Origin of the sequence: Actinoplanes nipponensis, assembly GCF_016862275.1 — a bacterium.
GTDB classification, from domain to species: domain Bacteria; phylum Actinomycetota; class Actinomycetes; order Mycobacteriales; family Micromonosporaceae; genus Actinoplanes; species Actinoplanes nipponensis.
Genome location: NZ_BOMQ01000026.1, coordinates 224,102 through 242,271 on the forward strand (window position 1 = coordinate 224,102; position 18,170 = coordinate 242,271).

Sequence of the window (18,170 nt, forward strand, 5' to 3'; positions counted from 1 at the left end):
CATGCACGTCGCCATCCCGCTCTACCCGCGGTTCACCGCCCTGGACGCGGTCGGGCCGTACACCGTGCTCGGCTTCGCGCCCGGCGTGACGGTGACCTTCGTGGCCGCCGCGCCCGGCCCGGTCACCGACGACCTCGGCGGCCTGACCCTGACCGCGACCGGCGCCTACGCCGGGCTGCCGCACCCGGACGTCATCGTGGTGCCGGGCGGGCCGGGCACCGCCGAGGCGATGCGCGACCCGCAGCTGCGCGACTGGCTGGTCGCCGCCCGGCCCCGCTGGACCACGTCGGTGTGCAGCGGGTCGCTGGTGCTGGCGGCGGCCGGTCTGCTGCGCGGGCGCCGGGCCACCAGCCACTGGGCGGTCCGCGACGCGCTGGCCGGCTTCGGCGCCGAGCCGGTCGAGCAACGCGTGGTGACCGACGGGCCGGTCATCACCGCGGCGGGCGTCTCCGCCGGCATCGACATGGCGCTGACGCTGCTGGCGCGGCTGCGCGACGACGAGACCGCGCAGACGGTCCAGCTGGCCATCGAGTACGCGCCGGACCCCCCGTTCACCGCCGGGTCGCCCCGCTCGGCGCCGCCCGGGCTGGCCGAGCGGGCGCTGACCCTGATCCGGTGAGGCCCTTCGGCCCTGGCCGGGCCGGCCGGGAGGAACCAGGCTGAGCGGCGTGAGAGCGTTGGGCGATGTCCGCGAGGGCCTGCTGTACGGCGGCCTGCCGTACCTGGCGCCCGGCGCCGGCCCGCCGGTGGTCGTGTTTCCCGGCCTCGAACCCGACAACACCGGCCCGTCCGGGCGCAGCCGCCTGTTCGGCGCGCCGGTGCACCTGATCGGGCGTACGCCCGTACCCACCGGGGACCGCGGATGAGTAGCCCGCAGCCGCCCCCGGCCGGCCGGCACCCCGGCGAGCCGCACGGCGCCGGCACCTCCGGGCGGCTCAACCGCCTGCGCGCCGGCGTCCTGGGCGCCAACGACGGCATCGTGTCGACGGCCGGGCTGGTCGTCGGCGTGGCCGGCGCCGACGCCACCACCGGCGCGATCCTCACCGCGGGCGTGGCCGGGCTGGTCGCCGGCGCGGTGTCCATGGCGCTGGGCGAGTACGTCTCGGTCAGCAGTCAGCGCGACACCGAGCGCGCCCTGCTGGCCCGGGAACGCGCCGAGCTCGCCGCCTCCCCGCAGCAGGAACTCGACGAACTCGCCTCGCTGTATCAGGCCAAGGGCCTGTCCGCGGGGACCGCGCGGCTGGTCGCCGAGGAGCTGACCGCGGCGGACGCGTTCGCGGCGCACGCCGACATCGAGTTGAGCATCGACCCGGACGCGCTGGCCGATCCGTGGCACGCCGCCGGTGCGTCCGCGGCCGCGTTCACCCTCGGCTCGCTGCTCCCGCTGATCGCCATCCTGCTGTCGCCGGCCGGGGTGCGGGTCGCCGTGACGTTCGTGGTCGTCCTGCTCACCCTGGCCCTGACCGGTGCGGTGAGCGCCCGACTGGGCTCGGCCGGCGTCCGCCGGGCGGTGGTGCGGCTGGTCGGCGGCGGCGCCCTGGCCATGGCCGTCACCTTCGGCATCGGTCAGCTGGTCGGCGTGGCCACGGGCTGACCCGCGGCGGCGCGGCCCGCGCCGGGCGGTGGCCGGTTCCGCCGGGCCGTGGCCGGTTCCGCCGGGCGGGTCGGCTCAAGAGCGGCGCCGGATGGTCGATAGGACCCATGACACCTGTCCGACGAGCGAAGGATCCGGCGATGGACGAGTCCCCCGAACGCTGGTTCGGCGTCGGCCGCAGCCTGCTCGGCGACCCCGCCGAGGCCGGAGCGGCCGCCGCCCGGGAGGCGCTGCGGGACCGGCGCGCGAGCCTGCTGGTGGTGTTCGCCTCCCTGCCGTACGCCACGCAGGCCATGGCCGAGGCCGTGCACGGCGCCGCCGGTGGCGCCGTGCCGATGATCGGCTGCTCGACCGCGGGCGAGTTCGGCCCGGACGGACGCGGCGAGAGCGTCGTGGTGCTGGCCTTCGGCGGGCCCGGTTTCCAGACCTCCGTCCGTGCCGTGCCCGCCGGCAGCTGCGACCTGCGCGAGGCCGGCATGCGGGCGGCGGCGTGCCTGGACGACATCACCAGCGAGCACCGCACCGTGCTGCTGCTCGGCGACGGGCGCAGCAGCGACCAGCAGGAGATGGTCCGCGGCGCGTACGCGGTCGCCGGCGCCGGCGTGCCCCTGGTCGGCGCGTGCGCGGCCGACGGGCTGACCCAGACCTCGACCCGGCACTTCTTCAGCGACGGCGCCGGCGTGCAGGTGCTGACCAACGGCGTGCTGGCCGCCGCGCTGGGCTCGGCCGCGCCGCTGGGCATCGGCCTGGCCCACGGCTGGCGCAAGACCGGCGAGCCGATGGTGGTCACCCGCAGCCACCAGGGCAAGATCTTCGAGCTGGACGGCGAACGGGCGCTGGACGTCTACCTGCGCCGCAGCGGGGCTGCCGCCGACCTGCCCAGCGACCCGGGCGCCTTCTTCGCGTTCGCCACCGTGCACCCGCTGGGGCTGTCCCGGCGTACCGGCGAGGACCTGCGGGTGATTTTCGCCGCCGACGTGGCGGACGGCTCGATCTCCGGGCTCGCCGACACCCCGGAGGGCGCCATGGCCTGGTACATGGAGGTCGACCCGGAGGCGGTGACCGGCGCCGCCGCCGCGGCCGCCGCGCAGGCCGTGGACGCCCTGGACGGGGCCGACCCGCTCGGCGTGTTCGTCTTCGACTGCTGCGTGCGCGGTCTGGCGCTGGGCCCGGACGGCGCGGACGCCGCGGGCCGGCAGCTCGCCGAGGCCCTGGCCGGCGTGCCGTTCGGCGGGTTCTACAGCAACGGGGAGATCGTCCGCACCACCGGCGCCAAGGGCATGCACCACCTGACCGTGGCCGCCCTCGCCGTGGGCTGACCGGCCGGCATGGGCAGCAACTGGTCGACCCTGCAGCTGACCGAGTTCTTCAGCGCGATCACCCGTTCCGGCGACGTGCCCGGCGCCGCCGGGCTGGCCGTGGAGCGGGCGGCCGAGGCCACCGAGGCGGAGATCGCCGCCGTGCTGGCCGGCGGCGACCTGCTCGCCTGTCTCGGGATGGGCCGCGACCCGCGGCCCGCGGCGCTCGCCGGGGTCGCGGCCGCCGACGAGTGTGTCACCATCGCCGGGCTGGGCACCTTCCACAGCACCGTGCACCCGCTCGGCGACGACACCGGCGGCCGGCTGGTCCTGGGCCGCCGGGACGCGGCGTTCGAGGCCGAGGAACGCCAGATGCTGCAGGGCATGGCCAAGGTGCTCGGGCTGGCCCTGCGCGGGCTGCGGACCCTGGCCGCCGAACGCGACCTGCGCCGCGAACGCGAGCAGCAGGCCGAGGACCGCCTGGTGCTGGTCACCGCGCTGGAGAAACGCGAGCAGCTGCTCGAGACGCTGCTGCAGATCCAGCGGGCCGTCAGTCAACGGGCCCCGCTGCAGGAGGTGCTCGACGCGGTGACCCGCGGGGCGGGCGCCGTGCTCGACGGCGCGCCCGCCGCGCTGGTGCTGCGCGACGCCGACCATCCCGACCGCACGATGGTGGCGTCGCTGGCGCCCGGTCACGAGGCCGCCCGCCACGACCCGGCGGTGCTGGGCGCGGCCGTCCGGGCCATGCGCAAGGACCACCCGGTCGAGCACGCCGCCGTGCTGGCCACGCCGGTGCACGTCGGCGGGGACGTCGCGGGCAGCCTGGTGCTGGGCCCGGTGGCGGACACGGTCCGGGCCGGCGAGCGCCGCGACGTGCTGCTGGCCTTCGCCGAGCAGGCCAGCCTGGCCCTGACCGGCGCCCACTCGATCGCCGCGGTGCGGCAGGCGTACCACGACGGGCTGACCGGCCTGCCGAACCGGATGCTGTTCCTGGAGCGGCTGGACCGCGCGCTGGAGGTCGCCACGCGGACCCGGACCCGCATCGCCGTGCTCTTCCTCGACCTGGACCTGTTCAAGCAGGTCAACGACACCCTCGGGCACGCCACCGGCGACGAGTTGCTGCGCGGGGTGGCCGGCCGGCTGGGCGCGGCGGTCCGCGGCGGGGACATGGCGGCCCGCCTCGGCGGGGACGAGTTCGCGATCCTGCTGGAGCCGGTGGCCGACGGCGCCCAGGCCCGCGAGGTCGCCGAGCGGATCACCCAGGCGGTGGCCCGGCCGTTCACGATCGCCGGCAACCAGGTGCTGACCCGGGCCAGCATCGGCATCGCGCTCAGCGACCACGCCACCGCCTCCGGCGACGCCCTGGTGCAGGACGCCGACGTGGCGATGTACCGGGCGAAGAAGAGCCGCCCCGGCAGCTGCCTGATGTTCGAGGCCGGCATGCGCACCGACCTGCTGCGGCACGTCGCGTTGAGCGCCGACGCGGCCGGCGCGTTCGAGGCCGGCGACTTCCGGCTGGCCTACCAGCCGATCGTCGCGCTGCGCGATGCCCGCCCGGTGGCCATGGAGGCGCTGCTGCGGTGGACCCACCCGCGGCTCGGGGAGATCACCCCGGACACGTTCGTGCCGCTGGCCGAGCAGAGCGGCCTGATCGTCGCGCTGGGCCGGTGGGCGCTGCGCGAGGCCTGCCACCAGCTGGCCCGCTGGCACGCCGGGGGACTGCCGGAGCTCACCGTCAGCGTCAACGTGTCCGCCCGGCAGCTGGCCGACGAGCGGCTGGCCGCCGACGTCGGCACGGCCCTGGCCGAGGCCGGCGTGCCGCCGGCCGCGCTGACCCTCGACATCAGCGAGTCGGCGCTGACCCACGACCCGGGCCAGGTGCTGCGGCGGCTGCGGGCCCTGGCCCGGACCGGGGTACGGCTGGCCGTCGACGACTTCGGCAGCGGCGCCTGCCCGATGGCGCACCTCGGGCGGCTCCCCGTCGACCAGCTCAAGATCGACAATTCGCTGCTCGACGGCGTCGCCGACGACCCGCGCCGGCTGGCCATCGTGCGCAGCGTGCTCGAGCTCGGCCGCACCCTGGGGCTGCAGACCGTGGCCGAGGGCGTCGCCGAGCCGGCCCAGCTGGCCGCGCTGGCCGGCCTGCCGTGCGAGCTGGCCCAGGGCTTCCTGTTCGCCGCGCCGATGCCCGCCGCCGAGGTGCCGGAGTTCGTCGCCCGGCCGGGGCTGCTCGGCGCCGTGCGGTGAGCAGGCGTGCCCGTCCCGCCGGCCGGACGGGTTGCGGCTAGAGCTGCTCCAGCGCGGCCCGCAGGCTGTCCGCGCCGGCCGGCACCAGCGGCAGCCGTACCGCCGGGGTCGGGATCCGGCCCTGGGCGTGCAGCACCGCCTTGACCACGGTGGGGTTGGGCTCGGCGAACACGGCCAGCGCCAGCGCGGTGAGCCGCCGGCCGAGCTCGCGGGCCCGCGGCAGGTCGCCGGCGTGCCACGCGCGGACCAGCTCGGCGAAGCGGCCGGTGTCCAGGTGTGCCGAGGCCAGGATGCCGCCGTGCGCGCCCAGCGCCAGCAGCGGCGCCACGTACGCGTCGTCGCCGCCGAGCACCGCGAACCCGGCCGGCGGGTCCGCCATCAGCTCCACGGTCACGGCGTCGATCCCGCCGGCGGCCCACTTCACCCCGGCCACGCCCGGGATCGCGGCCAGGCGCCGCATCGCGGCGGCCGACAACGGCTGGGCGGTCCGGTACGGCACGTGGTAGACGAGGACCGGCACCGGGCTGGCCGCGGCCAGCGCCGCGAAGTAGGCGAGCACGCCGTCCTCGCCGGGCCGCAGGAACGGCGGGACCAGGCTCAGCGCGGCCCCGGCGCCCGGCCACCGGCGCAGGGCGCGCACCGCCGGCACCGAGTTCGCCCCGACCGTCAGCACGGCGTCGCGCTCGGCGCACACCTGCGCCACCACGTCGACCACGGCCTGCTGTTCCGCCGGGCTCAACGCGGCCGGCTCCCCGGTGGTGCCCAGCGCCACCAGCCCGGCCGCGCCGCCGTCCAGCACCTCGCCGGCGAGCGCCCGCAACGCGTCCAGGGCCACCTCCCCGGCCGCGTCGAACGGGGTGATCAGCGGCACGTGCACACCGGAGAAGGTCATGAGGCCAGCCTCGGGCCCCGGCGACGTAAGATCCAGTTCCTATTCCTGCGGAGAACCGTAAGCTCAGCTGATGCTGGATGTCCGGCGCCTGCGCCTGCTCTGCGACCTCGCCCGCCTCGACACGATCGCCGCCGTCGCGCAGGCCCACATGTACACGCCCTCGGCGGTCTCGCAGCAGCTGTCCGCCCTGGAACGCGAGGTCGGCCTGCCGCTGCTGGAACGCACCGGCCGCCGGGTCAGCCTCACCGCGGCCGGACGGGTGCTGGTGCAGCACGGCGAGACCGTGCTGGCCGCCCTGGAGCAGACGACGACCGCGCTCGCCGCCCTGGCCACCGGCCTGTCCGGGCCGCTGCGCATCGGCGCCTTCCCCACCGCGGTCCGCACGCTGCTGCCGGCCACGCTGGTCGCCCTGGCCGCCCGCCACCCCGGCCTGGACCTGATGGTCACCGAGCTGGATCCGGTGGCGGTGCCCGACGCGCTGCACGACCACCGGCTCGACGTGGGCCTGCTGCACGACTACGACGTCGTCCCGGTGCGGCCCGACCCGATGCTGGACACCGTGCCGCTGCTCGACGAGACGGTGTACCTGGCCCTGCCGGCCGGCGGCGGCGGGTCCCTGCGGGAGCAGCGCGACGCCGACTGGATCGTGGCCAGCCCCGGCACCCTGTGCCAGGAGGTGACCCTGCACGTGTGCCGGGCGGCCGGCTTCACCCCGCGGGTCCGGCACCAGGCCGACGACTTCACCACGGTGCTGGCGCTGGTCGCGGCCGGGCAGGGCGTGTCGCTGGTGCCGGAGCTGGCCACGGCGACGCCGCCCACCGGCGTCTGGCTGGTGCCGCTGCAGACGCGCCGGCGTACCCGGATCGCGTACCGCCGCGGCGCGGCCACCCACCCGGCGGTGGCCGCGTTCGTCACCGAGATCCGCGCCGCGAGCAGCACCTACGGCCTACCGCCGGCCACCGGGCGGCGCCCGCCGCACGGCGATCGGTGAAATCCGGCGGCCGATGCAACCGTGGACCGCTCGCCGAGCGTGAGGAGGACACACGCACGCGCCGAGGGGAAGCGGGTCAAGCGTGACCGACGAGGACTACCGGGCGTTCTACGCGTCCGCGTTCGCCCGGCTGGTCGGGCAGGTGTACCTGCTGACCGGCGACTTCGGCGAGGCTCAGGACGCCGTGCAGGAGGCGTTCATCCGCGCCTGGGCCCGGCGGCGGCGGTTCGCCGACGGCGACGAGCCGGAGGCCTGGATCCGAACGGTCGCCCGCCGGGTGGCGGTCAGCCGCTGGCGCGCCCGCCGGTCCCGGCTGGCCGCCTGGCGGCGCCACGGCGCGGCGCCGGACGTGCCAGCACCCGGCGTGAACACCCCGCTGATCGTGGCGGCCCTGCAACGGCTGCCCGAGGAGCAGCGCCGCGCGATCGTGCTGCACCACCTCTGCGACCGCACCGTCGACCAGGTCGCCGCCGAGACCGGGGCGCCGGCCGGGACGGTCAAGGCCAGGCTGTCGCGCGGGCGCGACGCGCTGCGGCAGCTCCTGGCGGAAGCCGAGCTCGACGAGCCCGCTCGGCGGCAGCTACCCGCCGCGCGCCGGGCGTTGCGGCCCGACGACATCGTGACCCTGGGGGGCCGGCATGTCTGAGCTGGAACGCCTCGACCCGTCCGGCCGCAGGCCGGCGCCGATCGAGAACCCCGTGCTGGACAACCCGCTGCCCGGCTTGGAGGAACTGCTGCGGGAGGCGGCCGCCGGGGCCCGGCGGCGGGCCTTCGTGCCGTCGTACGAGTTGGTCGAGGGGGTGGCCCGGGGCCGGCGCACCGCCCGGGTCGCGGCGCGTGGTCTGTTCGGGATCGTGCTGGCCGTCGCCGTCGGGGTGCCGGTGGCGCTGGGCGCCGGACGGGGCGACAGCGGCCCCACACCGCCGCCGGCCGCGGTCGTGCCGGTGGAGACCGCCGCGGTCGTCGACCCGTCCATGCGCCAGTACCAGACCAGGATCCCGATTCTGCTGTGGACGCAGGATCCCCGGGCGAAAACAGACTCGGCGGAATGGGTGCAGAATTTCCTGACCGCGGTGTTCTCCGGGCTCGGCAACGGCGACCGCGACTACAGCCCCTTCAAGGACCTGCGGGAGGTCTTCAAGGACGCCCCGGCCGGCGGCCCGGCCCTCGCCATCGACCAGTCGACCACGAGGGCGCAGCTGGAACGGGCCGCCGCGAACCTGCGCAAGCTGCCCGGGATCCGCAGCGCCCGGGTCATCGAGGTCACCGGGCTGTGGTTCACGGTTTCGGCGAGCCGCCCGGCCCGCATCGTCGACGGGCGGTGGGAGGACAGCCCGGCCATCGATCCCAACGTGGGTTTCCGCGGCTCGGCCGCCGGCGGCGGCAAGGACGCCGACGGCAACCGCGTGGTCTGGACCCGCGCCACCTACATCGGGCCGCCGATCACCCGCGCGGCCTTCGACCGGCTGCGGCGCGAGGCCGCCACGACGATGGGCATCGCCGTGTCCCGGGTCGTGGTCACCGCCGAGTCGGCTGCACCCCGTTAGGCGCCAACCAAGACGCGACTCTTGACACCCGAACCATACTTCATGAATACTGGTACGTAGTTCGAGGGGGAGTACCCGACGCTTCACGCATCGCCGTCAGTACGGGCCGGCCTATCCGGTTCCCGGCGGTGCAGCCACCGGTGCGGTGGCCCGGGGAGACCTTCGTCCAGTAGTGCCGGCCCGCCGCCACGGGTCCGGCCGGACGAAAGGTCTCCCCCTTGTCTGCTTCCTGGTGGGTCTGGGCGGCGCTGATGGTGGCGATCGCGGCGATGCTCGCGGTCGACCTGTTCCTGCACCGTGACAACCATGTGATCGGGTTCCGTGAGGCCGCGGTGTGGTCCGGGGTCTGGATCGTCGCCGGGTTGTTGTTCGGCGTGGTGTTGTGGGTGTGGCAGGGCGGTGAGGTCGCCGGCACCTACTACGCGGGTTATCTGATCGAGAAGGCGTTGTCGATCGACAACGTGTTCGTCTTCGCGCTGATCTTCACCTACTTCGCCGTGCCCGCGGCGGTGCAGCACAAGGTGCTGTTCTGGGGTGTCATCGGGGCGTTGCTGTTCCGGCTGGTGTTCATCTTCGTCGGCGCGGAGCTGCTGGAGACGTTCTTCTGGACGGCGTACGTGTTCGGCGCCTTCCTGGTCTACACCGGTTACAAGATGGCGTTCCGCCACGGCGGGCAGAGTTCGCCGGAGCGCAACCTGGTCGTGCGGCTGGTCCGCAAGGTCATCCCCACCGACGCCCGGTACCACGGTGACCGGTTCTTCACCCGCATCGACGGCAAGCGCGTGGCGACTCTGCTGTTCGTGGTGCTGATCGCGGTGGAGGCCACCGACCTGATTTTCGCCGTGGACAGTGTCGCGGCGATCCTGGCCATCACCACCAGCACGTTCATCGTCTGGGCGGCCAACGCCTTCGCCATCCTGGGGCTGCGGAGTCTGTACTTCTGCCTGGCCGGGCTGCTGCGCCGGTTCGTGCATCTGCACTACGGCCTGGCCGTGTTGCTGGCCTTCGCCGGGGTCAAGCTGATCCTGTCGGAGACCCCGGTCGGCAAGCTGCCGCTGCCGCTCACCCTCGGCGTCATCGTCGCCACCATCGCCGTCTCCATCGGATGGAGCCTGCGCAGCACCCGCGGCGCGGCCACCCCGGACACCGACGACACCGACGACACCGACGACACCACCACCCGGAAGGAAGTGACCAGCTCATGACCAGCGTCGCGGAACGCCCCCGCAGCTACACGATCCCCGGTCGCACCCGCGGTTCGGGACCCGTGCTCGCCGTACTGACCAACGCACCGACCGACCCGGCCGTGGCCGCCCGCACCGGCACCCTGCTGATCGCCGCCGCGGCGGTCCCCACCACCGGATGCAGCGTCGACGCGCTGCTGCACCACTCCCGCGACCGGCGCCTCCGGTCCCGGAGCATCGCGGTCGTCGCCCGGGTCACGCCCATCCTGCACGCCGCCGGGGTCGCCTACTTCCGCTCCACCCTGCTGCTCCCGCCCGGCACCGACACCCGGCACGGCGTGCCGATGGCTGCCGTGAGCCAGCTGGTCGACCGGTTCGGGGCCGTCGTCGTGGTCACCGCCGAGCCACTGCACGACCCCACCGGCGCGCTGGAACCCGTTCCGCACCACCACGGCCCGGCCGCCACGCCGGCCCGTACCCCCGTCCTCAGCTGAGCCAACCCGCCACCGTCGACCCTGGAGGAACCCGCGATGCCCACCGCCACCGCCTCGGCCCCGGCCGCCGCGCAGATCACCGCCCTGCAACAGGTCCGCGAGTACCCGGCGATCAGCGTCCTGCTCACCACCACCCCGGCCGCGCAACTGACCCGCGCCGACGCGCTGCGCCTGGAGGCGCTGGCCGGCCGGGCCGTCGACCGGGTCCGCGCCGAGCTGCTGCCCGAGGCGGCCGCTCCCGCCGTACGCCGGCTGCACGACCTCGTCGAGCAGGCCCGCCGCGGCCCCGCCACCCAGGCCCTGGCCCTGTACGCCTCGGCCGGCACCGCCTCGCTGATCCGGCTGCCGGTCGCCGTCCGCGACCGCGCCGTCGTCGACCCGACCTTCGCCACCCGCGACCTCGTCCGCTCCCTGCACCGCACGCCCCGCCACCTCGTCCTGGCGCTCAACTCCGGCCACGCCCGCCTGTTCGACGCGGCCGGCGACACCCTGCTGCCCGCCCTGACCACCGCCTTCCCGCTCACCGCCGACCCGCCGGCGGGCCCGAACAAGCGGGGCCGCGCCGACCGCCCGGCCCGCGCCGGCGATCCCGACAACCTGGACTTCCACCGCCGCGTCGACGCCGCCCTGGGCACCTACCTGCGCCTGCACCCGGCGCCGCTGGTGCTGGCCGGCAGCGAACGCGCCATCGCCGCGTTCCGCCGCGTCTCCACCAACTGCGCCCGGCTCGCCGGCGCCGTCACCGGCAACCTGACCCACGCCAACCGCACCGTGCTGACCACCCGGATCCGCGCCGTCCTCGACGACTACCTGCGCCGGCGCCAGCACGAGGCCCTCACCCTGATCGACCAGCGCAGGTCCGCCGGCCGGGTCGCCGCCGGCATGCCAGCCGCCTGGCTGGCCGCCCGCACCCAGCGCCCCGAGATGCTGGCGGTCGACGAGTCGCTGTTCTACCCCGCCCGGCTGTCCGACGACGGCGACACCCTCACCCCGGCCGACGACCCGGAACACCCCGACGTCATCGACGACGCCGTCGACGAACTCATCGAGCTCGTCCTGGTCCGCGGCGGCTGGATCGCCTTCACCGACCCGGGCGCGCTCGACCACCACCACGGCGTCGCCCTCACGGTCCGCCGCTGACCGCCCACCACCGGGGTAAATCGCTGTCGGTGGCCGGGGCGCGGTGGTAGACAGCCGGAGTGCACAAGACCCCGGAGTTCCCCGACCTGCTGCGACTGATCGACGAGCGGTCGACCGCCTTCCGCGCGGCGGTCGCCGCCGCGCCCGGCCTGGACGTGCCGGTGCCGACCTGTCCCGGGTGGACGCTGTTCGACCTGGCGCAGCACATCGGGCAGGGCCGGCGCAAATGGGCGGCCATCGTCGCCGCGGGGCCGGCCGACGCGCCCCCGGACAGGTCCACGTGGGACGACCCGGCGCCCCGGGAGCGCGCGGCCCTGCTGGCCTGGCTGGCCGAGTCGGTGGAGCAGCAGCTGGGCGCGCTGCGCGAGGCCGGCCCGGAACGTGGATGCTGGTCGTGGTGGGGCAGTTCGCAGTCGCCGCGGACCGCCGTCGCCGTCGCCCGGCACCAGGTCCAGGAGGTCGCGGTGCACACCTACGACGCCCAGCTGGCGATCGGCGCCGCGCAGCCGCTGCCGGTCGAGGTGGCCCTCGACGGCGTGGAGGAGTTCCAGGTCACCTGCTGCGCGACGACGGCGCCCTGGCCGCACGAGCCCGCCGTGGTCGACTACCACGCCACCGAGGGCGGCTCCTGGCGCCTGCGGCTGTCCGGCGCCGGCGCCCGGGTCGCCCCCCTCGCGCCGGGGGAGGACCCGGACGCCGCCGACGTCTCGGCCCGGGGCGCGGCCAGTGACCTGGTGCTGTTCTTCTACGGGCGCACGGGGCTGGAGTCGCTGAAGGGGGAGGGCGACCTGCGCATCTTCGATCGGCTCATCGCCTGGGAGCCCGAGGTGTAGGTCGCGACGGGCGGGGGCCGATCATGCCTGCCCGGCGCGCTGCGCACCCGTCACGGCGGACGCGCCGAGGTCGGGCTTGGGCAGCGACCGCCCGGCCGCCGCGGCCTGTGACCAGGTGGCGGTGTCGGTGACGGCGGCGAAGTTGGAGTTGAACAGCGCCATCAGGGTGGTGTGGACCGTCTTGGCGTCGGCGAAGCCGGCCTCGTTGGCGATGTTGATCGCGCCGGTGGCGTCGGCCAGCACCTCGGCGGCCAGGCCGTGGGTCTCGGCCTCGGCGGCGGAGGCCAGCACGCAGTTGTTGGTCATGTAGCCGACCAGGGTGATCGTGTCGATCTCACGCTCCCGCAGCCAGGACAGCAGGTCGGTGCCGGCGAACACGGTGCCGTACCGCTTGACGACCGACTTCCACTCGCCGGTGCGGCGGCTCTCGACCTCGGGGTGCAGGCGGAAGCCGGGCCGGGTGGGGTTGAACACGGGCGCGTCCTCGCCCATCGTGTGCTGGACCGCGACCACGGGGATGCCGGCGGCGGTGGCCGCGTCGATCGCGCGGGTGATCTGCGGCAGCGAGTCGGCGTGCGACGGGTACCGGATCTCCAGCGGACCGCCGCCGAAGTAGTCCAGCTGCACGTCGATGAGGATGAGGGCGCGGTTCGGGCTGGTCATGACCGGCGGGCTCCTTCGGTGTCGGTGGCGCCGCCCCGGGGCGACCAGGTCAGTCTGCGCGCCCGGAACCGCCCGAGCCATTGGCACACGTGCGGCGTTACGATGAAATCGTGCCAAGCTCCGGCGACGTCCTGCGGATCGCTGTCTACGCCTTCGACGGCGTCACGATGTTCCACCTCTCGGCGCCGCACCTGGTCTTCGACGAGGTCACGCGGCAGGGCCTGGGCGACTGGAGGACGGTGCTGTTCGCCGACCGCGCCGGAGCTGTCCGCACCGCCGAGGGTTACTCGATCGGCGGAGTGCGCGGCCCCGCGGCGGCCGAGGAGGCCGACGTCGTGGTCGTCCCCTCCTGGTTCACGGACGGCCGCGTGGCCGGCCCGGCCCTGCGACGGCTCCTCACGACGGCCCATGGCCGCGGCGCCACGATTGCCGGGCTCTGCCTGGGGGCCGTCGCGGTCGCCGACGCGGGGCTGCTGACCCGGCGTACGGCGGTGACGCACTGGCAGGCCGTCGACATGCTCGCCGCCCGTCACCGCGACATCCACGTGGACGCCTCGATGCTCTACGTCGACCACGGCGACGTGCTGACCTCGGCCGGCACCGCCTCGGCCCTGGACGCGTGCCTGCACCTGGTCCGCGGCCGGCTCGGCGCCGCGGCGGCCAACCGGGTGGCGCGCAGCCTCGTGGTGGCCCCGCACCGCGAGGGCGGGCAGGCGCAGTACATCGAACGGCCGCTGCCGGCACAGGCGGGCACCGACCCGATCGCCGGAGTGCTCGAGTGGGCGCTGCGGCACCTGGCCGAACCCCTGACGGTCGAGCGGCTGGCCGGCGTCGCGCATCTGAGCCGGCGCACCTTCATCCGGGCGTTCCAGGCCTCCACCGGGGTGAGCCCGGCGGTGTGGGTCAGGCGCCAGCGCCTCGACGAAGCCCGCCGGCTGCTGGAGTCCACCGACCTGCCGATCGACCAGGTCTCGGCCGGCTGCGGCTTCGGCAGCACAGTCACCCTGCGGCAGTGCTTCGCCGCGGCCTTCGGCACCTCGCCGTCGGAGTACCGCCGCCGGTTCGACGCCCGCCGATGACCCCGGCCGGTCCCGGATCGGCTGCCCGGGTGCGCCCCGTCTCAGGCCGGCAGGCTGTCCTTGCCGTCGAGCCAGAGCCGGCCGATGCTGCCGGGCGGCGGCGGGGTCGTGCCGGCGTTGCGCAGATCGACCGATGCGCGGTGACGCGACACCTGGGCCATGGTCGCCGCGTGGCCGTGCCCCAGGCCGTACTCGGCCTTGAGCCAGGCGACGATGTCCCCGGCCTTCGTGTCGGGTCCGCCGAGGCCGGCGGCGTCGATGCGGTCGAGCAGCTGGCGGGGGGTCAGGCCGGTCCTGGTCTCGATGGTGGTCAGGTAGCTCTGCGCGGGTGCGGGCATGGCGGGTGTCCTTTCCGGAGGTGACGGGGGATCAGGAGTCGAAGCGGTAGACGAGCAGCTGGACGCCGTTGGCGTGGGCGGCCGATCCGGCCAGCCGCATGCGCCGGCCGCGGATCGGGGTGCCGGCGAACAACCGCCGGCGCCCGCCGATGATGACGGGGTGCACGAGCAGCCGGAGCTCGTCGAGCCGGCCGGCCTCGATGAGCGACTCGACGAGCGTGACGCTGCCGGCGATGGTGATGCGGCCGTGGCCGGCGCTCGTCAGGCCGGCGACGGCGCCGGCCAGGTCGCCGCCCGTACGCAGGATCGTGGTGGGCGACCACGTCGCCTCGGTCAGGGTGTCGCTGACGACGATCTTCGGCATGGTGTTGAACGTCTTCGCCAGGGGCACGTCGTCGCCGCGGTGCGGCCAGGAACCCGCGAAGGTCTGGTAGGTCGTGCGTCCGAGCATCAGCGCGGTGGCTGTGGTCACGTCCCGTTCCACCTCGGCCAGCAACTCCGCGTCGACCCACGGAAAGTGCCACTGGTCGGGCTCGCCGACCACGAGGTCGGCCGAGGCGAACAGCTCGGCGCTGATCGTGGGGCTCATCGCGTACCGCCGACCGTCTCGCGCAGCACCGGGCTGAGGGTGGCGGCCTGCACCTGGTGGCCGGCATCGGCGAGCTCGACGACGCGGGCCTTCGGCAGCGCCGCCGCCAGGGCGTGGGCGCCGGCGCGCATGTAGGGCAGGGATTGCGTACCGACCACGATGGTCGCGTCGGTGTCCACCGCCGCGAACCGCCGCAGGGGCGCCGGTGAACCGCTCATCGTGTCGCCGCAGACCCGCGCGTCGTAGGCCAGGGTGTGCGCGATCGGCTCGACCACCGGCCAGTAGGGCGAGGCGGTGACGTCGCCGACCATCTCGGGCGGCAGGCCGACACCCTCGATCGAGAACTGGGCGAAGGCGGCGTCGCGGCGTCCCTCGGCGAGCAGCGCGTCGAGGCGCTCGGTGTAGTCGGCGGGCACCGGCGGGCGGCCGTCGTCGGCGACGATCGGCGGTTCGTACAGCAACAGGCCGTCGACCGGCTGGCCGGCCCGGGCCGCCTCCAGGGCCAGCGTGGCGCCGGAGGACTCGCCGAGCAGCCAGCCGTGTCCGCCGACGACCTCGATCAGGGCCGCGATGTCCTCGATCTCGCGGTCGACCGCGTACGGCAGGGTGTCGCCGCTCTCGCCCCGCCCGCGACGGTCGTACTCGACGACGCGCAGGCCGGTCAGTTCCGCGATCGCCGCCGGCGCGGGTTGCAGCTGCCGGGTGGCGATCGCGCCGTGCACGAAGATCACGGCCGGAGCGCCGGCGGCTCCGTGCAGCTCGTACGCGATCGGCGTGCCGTCGGCGGAGGTGGTTCGGCTCATGATGCACATCTCCCTCGTCGGGGCGCCCCGACGGCCGCCACTCCCCACTATGATGCAGAAAAGCAAGTGTGCTTGCAACACTGAAGTAAAGGAGGATCGCATGTCGGCGTCCCGGACGTACGGACAGTTCTGCGGGGTGAGCCGCGCGGCCGACCTGCTCGGCCAGCGGTGGGCGTTGCACATCGTGCGTGACCTGCTGATCGCCCCGGCGCGGTTCAGCGACCTGCTGCGCGCGCTGCCCGGCGTGCCGACCAACATGCTCTCCACCCGGCTCCGGGAGCTGGAGGCGGCCGGCGTCGTTGAACGGCAGGCGGTTCCCGGCCAGCGTTCGGTGCAGTACCGGCTCACCGCGCGCGGCCGGGGGCTCGAACCCGTGATCGACGCGCTCGGCCGATGGGGCGCGGGCCGCATGGTCGCCCCGGAGCCCGGCGAGACGGTCACCTCCGCGATCGTCGCCAGCATGTTGCGCACCGCGTTCGCCGGACGCGCCGAGCCGGGCCCGACGACCACCACGGTGTTCCAGGTGGGCGGCGGTCCGGTGGCCGCCTGGGCCGAGGTGACGGGCGAGGACATCGTCGTCGGCGACGGCGAGCACACCCGGCCCGATCTGCTGATCGTGGCTGGGCCGGCCATGCGGGCGTTCCTCGCCGGCGAGCTGACCCCGACCGAGTTCGCCGCGGCGCCGGGCGTCACGGTGACTGGGCCTGTGCCGCTGCTGGAACTGTTCTCGCGGTTGTTCCGGCTGCCCTTCGACCTGGCCCTTGAGGAACAGCGGAACGAGAAGCAACGCTAGGGACGATCTTGGTAGGCAGGGCTCCTGGCTGGACACGTTCGGGGTACGTCGGTTGTCGCGATCGACTGACCGTTAATCCGGCTTCGATCATGTTCGATCTCTTCTAGCGTTTCGGCCTGTGCCGGTTGAGTTCCTCACTGATGAGCAGGCTGCGGCGTACGGCCGGTTCCCGGCTGGGCTGATCCACACCGGGCAGATCTCCGCCTACGACGCGTTGCGGGTGCTGTCGACGGGCGGGAACCTGACCCAGCTCGGCGAGGCCTTGGCCGGCTACGGGCGGATCTTCAAAACCCTGCATGTGCTGACCTTCGTCGACGACGAACCGTACCGGCGCCAGATCAAGGGCATGCGCAACCTCAACGAGGGCCGCCACGACCTGGCCCGGCACGTCCTCCACGGCCGCCGCGGCGAACTGCACCGTGCGTGTCACGAGGGCTTGGAGGACCAGCTCGGCGCGCTCGGCCTGGTCCTCAACTGCATCACCTGTGGAACACCCTCTACCTGATCTCGCCCTCGCCGGACTGCGCGCCCGGGGTTACCCGGTGCTGGACGCCGACGTCGCCCGGCACTCACCGTACGTCCGCCATCACATCCGGGTCCACGGCCACTACACGTTCACCTTGCCCGACCTGGGCGGACGCACTTACCGGCCGCTGCGCGACCCGGCCGCCGGCGATGACGAGTAGCGCAGTAGCCGGACAGAGCCGGGGGCCGCGAGGAAGACCATCGACCTCGTGTGACAGGCCGGGGTGGCGGCGAAGTGCGACGGGGTTTCAGTTGTTGGCAGGGGCGGCGTCGCGGGCGGGTTGGAACAGTTCGATGAGATTGCCGGCGGGGTCGGCGAGCGGGATCTGGCGGCCGCCGGGCCGGGGACCAGTTCGCTGCGGAAGGCCAGGCCGGCGGCGCGGAGCCGGTCAATCTCGGTGTCCAGGTCGTCGACGACGAGGTGGATGCGGTTGCGGCCGGCGGTGGTGGCGTCGTGCGGGGTGGCGCTGGCGGGTCCCGACAGCAGCAGTCGTAGCGGCCTGCGGTCCACGTCGGCGAAGGCGGGAGGCCGTCAGCGGTCCTGGGCGTCGATCCAGGACTAGCTACCACGTACACGTATGCGTATAGTCAAGGTGTGCCCAACAAGACCATCTACGTATCCGACGACGACCTGCCGCTGTTCCAGCGGGCTCAGGAGATCGCCGGCGGCAAGCTGTCCACGGCCATCGCCACCGCGCTACGTCGCTACGTCGAGGTCGAGGAGGGCCGGCAGCAGGGCTTCGAGGACGTGGTCGTCCGCGTCGGCCCCGGCCTCGGCCGCAAGCAACGCTTCTCCGGCATGCTGCTGGCCGAGATGGAACAGAGCGGCAACGAGCGCGAAGAGACCTACCGGGTCTACCGCACCCGTACCGAGAAGTTCGTCGTCCACCACGAGCGCTCCGAAGCCCACGTGAACACCGGACCGAATGCGGAGAAGTACCGCACCGGCTGGCGCGCGTGGGTCGGCGACTGGAGCGCCGACCAATCCTGGACGCGCATCCCGGCCGACTCCAGTCTGCGCATCGCCGACGACCTCGACGCGCTGCGCGAGATCATCCCGACCGGGCTGTACGAACTGGTGCTCGACGCGATCGATCAGCCCACCATCGAGGACCTGGACATCTAACGGCCCCTGGATCAGCCACCGGCGGAGCCCCGAA

General features: G+C 74.4%; 22 protein-coding genes. 17 read left to right on the top strand and 5 right to left on the bottom strand.

Annotated elements, in window-relative coordinates:
• Nucleotide 1: 1 nt before the first annotated feature.
• The 5 genes from Ani05nite_RS10950 (at nt 2) to Ani05nite_RS10970 (ending at nt 5,139) form a co-directional block, all read left to right on the top strand.
• Nucleotides 2-619 carry a DJ-1/PfpI family protein gene (locus Ani05nite_RS10950; protein WP_203767403.1) on the top strand — a complete coding sequence of 206 codons (618 nt, stop codon included), beginning with the start codon at nt 2-4 and terminating at the stop codon, nt 617-619.
• Nucleotides 620-668: 49 nt separating this feature from the next.
• Nucleotides 669-866 carry a hypothetical protein gene (locus tag Ani05nite_RS10955; RefSeq protein ID WP_203767407.1) on the top strand — a complete coding sequence of 66 codons (198 nt, stop codon included), beginning with the start codon at nt 669-671 and terminating at the stop codon, nt 864-866.
• Nucleotides 863-1,594 carry a VIT1/CCC1 transporter family protein gene (locus Ani05nite_RS10960; RefSeq protein WP_203767410.1) on the top strand — a complete coding sequence of 244 codons (732 nt, stop codon included), beginning with the start codon at nt 863-865 and terminating at the stop codon, nt 1,592-1,594. The genes Ani05nite_RS10955 and Ani05nite_RS10960 overlap by 4 nt, the downstream gene beginning before the upstream one ends.
• Nucleotides 1,595-1,734: 140 nt before the next feature.
• On the top strand, nt 1,735-2,913 hold the full coding sequence (locus Ani05nite_RS10965) for an FIST signal transduction protein (protein WP_203767414.1): 1,179 nt from the start codon (nt 1,735-1,737) through the stop codon (nt 2,911-2,913).
• A 9-nt stretch (nt 2,914-2,922) separates the two neighbouring features.
• Nucleotides 2,923-5,139: a putative bifunctional diguanylate cyclase/phosphodiesterase gene (locus Ani05nite_RS10970; protein ID WP_203767417.1), complete on the top strand. Its 2,217-nt coding sequence runs from the start codon at nt 2,923-2,925 to the stop codon at nt 5,137-5,139.
• A 37-nt stretch (nt 5,140-5,176) separates the two neighbouring features.
• Here Ani05nite_RS10970 and Ani05nite_RS10975 read toward each other — a convergent pair whose 3' ends face one another.
• Nucleotides 5,177-6,031, bottom strand: coding sequence for a dihydrodipicolinate synthase family protein (locus Ani05nite_RS10975; protein ID WP_203767420.1), 855 nt, complete (start codon nt 6,029-6,031; stop codon nt 5,177-5,179).
• Nucleotides 6,032-6,101: 70 nt separating this feature from the next.
• Between Ani05nite_RS10975 and Ani05nite_RS10980 the strand changes: the two genes are divergently transcribed.
• From Ani05nite_RS10980 to Ani05nite_RS11010, 7 genes are all read left to right on the top strand, one after another.
• Nucleotides 6,102-7,022 (top strand): LysR family transcriptional regulator, encoded by a 921-nt coding sequence (locus tag Ani05nite_RS10980; protein ID WP_203767423.1) that lies wholly within the window; start codon nt 6,102-6,104, stop codon nt 7,020-7,022.
• An 82-nt stretch (nt 7,023-7,104) separates the two neighbouring features.
• Nucleotides 7,105-7,668 carry a SigE family RNA polymerase sigma factor gene (locus Ani05nite_RS10985; protein WP_203767426.1) on the top strand — a complete coding sequence of 188 codons (564 nt, stop codon included), beginning with the start codon at nt 7,105-7,107 and terminating at the stop codon, nt 7,666-7,668.
• Nucleotides 7,661-8,569: a hypothetical protein gene (locus tag Ani05nite_RS10990; protein ID WP_203767429.1), complete on the top strand. Its 909-nt coding sequence runs from the start codon at nt 7,661-7,663 to the stop codon at nt 8,567-8,569. Before Ani05nite_RS10985 ends, Ani05nite_RS10990 begins: the two co-directional genes overlap by 8 nt.
• Before the next feature lie 218 nt (nt 8,570-8,787).
• Nucleotides 8,788-9,774, top strand: a complete 987-nt coding sequence (locus Ani05nite_RS10995; protein ID WP_239129661.1) for a TerC family protein — start codon at nt 8,788-8,790, stop codon at nt 9,772-9,774.
• On the top strand, nt 9,771-10,247 hold the full coding sequence (locus Ani05nite_RS11000) for a hypothetical protein (protein WP_203767432.1): 477 nt from the start codon (nt 9,771-9,773) through the stop codon (nt 10,245-10,247). The genes Ani05nite_RS10995 and Ani05nite_RS11000 overlap by 4 nt, the downstream gene beginning before the upstream one ends.
• Before the next feature lie 36 nt (nt 10,248-10,283).
• Nucleotides 10,284-11,387, top strand: coding sequence for a baeRF3 domain-containing protein (locus Ani05nite_RS11005; RefSeq protein ID WP_203767435.1), 1,104 nt, complete (start codon nt 10,284-10,286; stop codon nt 11,385-11,387).
• 59 nt (nt 11,388-11,446) lie between these two features.
• Nucleotides 11,447-12,220 carry a maleylpyruvate isomerase family mycothiol-dependent enzyme gene (locus tag Ani05nite_RS11010; protein WP_203767438.1) on the top strand — a complete coding sequence of 258 codons (774 nt, stop codon included), beginning with the start codon at nt 11,447-11,449 and terminating at the stop codon, nt 12,218-12,220.
• A gap of 21 nt (nt 12,221-12,241) precedes the next feature.
• Here Ani05nite_RS11010 and Ani05nite_RS11015 read toward each other — a convergent pair whose 3' ends face one another.
• A complete protein-coding gene (locus tag Ani05nite_RS11015; RefSeq protein ID WP_203767441.1) occupies nt 12,242-12,883 on the bottom strand; it encodes an isochorismatase family protein in 642 nt (213 codons plus the stop codon).
• Nucleotides 12,884-12,993: 110 nt separating this feature from the next.
• Here Ani05nite_RS11015 and Ani05nite_RS11020 point away from each other — a divergent pair, with 110 nt between their 5' ends.
• Complete coding sequence (locus tag Ani05nite_RS11020) at nt 12,994-13,962, top strand: GlxA family transcriptional regulator (RefSeq protein ID WP_239129664.1); 969 nt, start codon at nt 12,994-12,996, stop codon at nt 13,960-13,962.
• Between the two features lie 41 nt (nt 13,963-14,003).
• On the opposite strand, the gene Ani05nite_RS11025 is transcribed toward Ani05nite_RS11020, so the two are convergent.
• From Ani05nite_RS11025 to Ani05nite_RS11035, 3 genes are read right to left on the bottom strand one after another with little or no spacing between them, the layout of a single operon-like run.
• Nucleotides 14,004-14,300: a DUF4287 domain-containing protein gene (locus Ani05nite_RS11025; protein WP_203767445.1), complete on the bottom strand. Its 297-nt coding sequence runs from the start codon at nt 14,298-14,300 to the stop codon at nt 14,004-14,006.
• Between the two features lie 31 nt (nt 14,301-14,331).
• On the bottom strand, nt 14,332-14,889 hold the full coding sequence (locus Ani05nite_RS11030; protein ID WP_203767448.1) for a dihydrofolate reductase family protein: 558 nt from the start codon (nt 14,887-14,889) through the stop codon (nt 14,332-14,334).
• Nucleotides 14,886-15,692: an alpha/beta fold hydrolase gene (locus Ani05nite_RS11035; protein WP_203767451.1), complete on the bottom strand. Its 807-nt coding sequence runs from the start codon at nt 15,690-15,692 to the stop codon at nt 14,886-14,888. The genes Ani05nite_RS11030 and Ani05nite_RS11035 overlap by 4 nt, the downstream gene beginning before the upstream one ends.
• A gap of 100 nt (nt 15,693-15,792) precedes the next feature.
• Between Ani05nite_RS11035 and Ani05nite_RS11040 the strand changes: the two genes are divergently transcribed.
• The 4 genes from Ani05nite_RS11040 (at nt 15,793) to Ani05nite_RS11055 (ending at nt 18,136) form a co-directional block, all read left to right on the top strand.
• Complete coding sequence (locus tag Ani05nite_RS11040; RefSeq protein ID WP_203767454.1) at nt 15,793-16,485, top strand: winged helix-turn-helix transcriptional regulator; 693 nt, start codon at nt 15,793-15,795, stop codon at nt 16,483-16,485.
• 118 nt (nt 16,486-16,603) lie between these two features.
• Nucleotides 16,604-16,990 (top strand): Tn3 family transposase, encoded by a 387-nt coding sequence (locus Ani05nite_RS11045; RefSeq protein ID WP_203767456.1) that lies wholly within the window; start codon nt 16,604-16,606, stop codon nt 16,988-16,990.
• A 37-nt stretch (nt 16,991-17,027) separates the two neighbouring features.
• Nucleotides 17,028-17,171 carry a hypothetical protein gene (locus Ani05nite_RS11050; protein ID WP_203767458.1) on the top strand — a complete coding sequence of 48 codons (144 nt, stop codon included), beginning with the start codon at nt 17,028-17,030 and terminating at the stop codon, nt 17,169-17,171.
• 434 nt (nt 17,172-17,605) lie between these two features.
• Nucleotides 17,606-18,136: an EXLDI protein gene (locus tag Ani05nite_RS11055; protein ID WP_203767459.1), complete on the top strand. Its 531-nt coding sequence runs from the start codon at nt 17,606-17,608 to the stop codon at nt 18,134-18,136.
• Nucleotides 18,137-18,170: the final 34 nt, after the last annotated feature.

Coding starts and splice junctions, on each gene's coding strand:
- Ani05nite_RS11025 (WP_203767445.1), bottom strand. CDS start 14,300: ATGCCCGCACCCGCGCAGAGCTACCTGACCACCATCGAGACCAGGACC.
- Ani05nite_RS10960 (WP_203767410.1), top strand. CDS start 863: ATGAGTAGCCCGCAGCCGCCCCCGGCCGGCCGGCACCCCGGCGAGCCG.
- Ani05nite_RS11000 (WP_203767432.1), top strand. CDS start 9,771: ATGACCAGCGTCGCGGAACGCCCCCGCAGCTACACGATCCCCGGTCGC.
- Ani05nite_RS10970 (WP_203767417.1), top strand. CDS start 2,923: ATGGGCAGCAACTGGTCGACCCTGCAGCTGACCGAGTTCTTCAGCGCG.
- Ani05nite_RS11030 (WP_203767448.1), bottom strand. CDS start 14,889: ATGAGCCCCACGATCAGCGCCGAGCTGTTCGCCTCGGCCGACCTCGTG.
- Ani05nite_RS10980 (WP_203767423.1), top strand. CDS start 6,102: ATGCTGGATGTCCGGCGCCTGCGCCTGCTCTGCGACCTCGCCCGCCTC.
- Ani05nite_RS10990 (WP_203767429.1), top strand. CDS start 7,661: ATGTCTGAGCTGGAACGCCTCGACCCGTCCGGCCGCAGGCCGGCGCCG.
- Ani05nite_RS11035 (WP_203767451.1), bottom strand. CDS start 15,692: ATGAGCCGAACCACCTCCGCCGACGGCACGCCGATCGCGTACGAGCTG.
- Ani05nite_RS11015 (WP_203767441.1), bottom strand. CDS start 12,883: ATGACCAGCCCGAACCGCGCCCTCATCCTCATCGACGTGCAGCTGGAC.
- Ani05nite_RS10975 (WP_203767420.1), bottom strand. CDS start 6,031: ATGACCTTCTCCGGTGTGCACGTGCCGCTGATCACCCCGTTCGACGCG.
- Ani05nite_RS10950 (WP_203767403.1), top strand. CDS start 2: ATGCACGTCGCCATCCCGCTCTACCCGCGGTTCACCGCCCTGGACGCG.
- Ani05nite_RS11040 (WP_203767454.1), top strand. CDS start 15,793: ATGTCGGCGTCCCGGACGTACGGACAGTTCTGCGGGGTGAGCCGCGCG.
- Ani05nite_RS10965 (WP_203767414.1), top strand. CDS start 1,735: ATGGACGAGTCCCCCGAACGCTGGTTCGGCGTCGGCCGCAGCCTGCTC.
- Ani05nite_RS11005 (WP_203767435.1), top strand. CDS start 10,284: ATGCCCACCGCCACCGCCTCGGCCCCGGCCGCCGCGCAGATCACCGCC.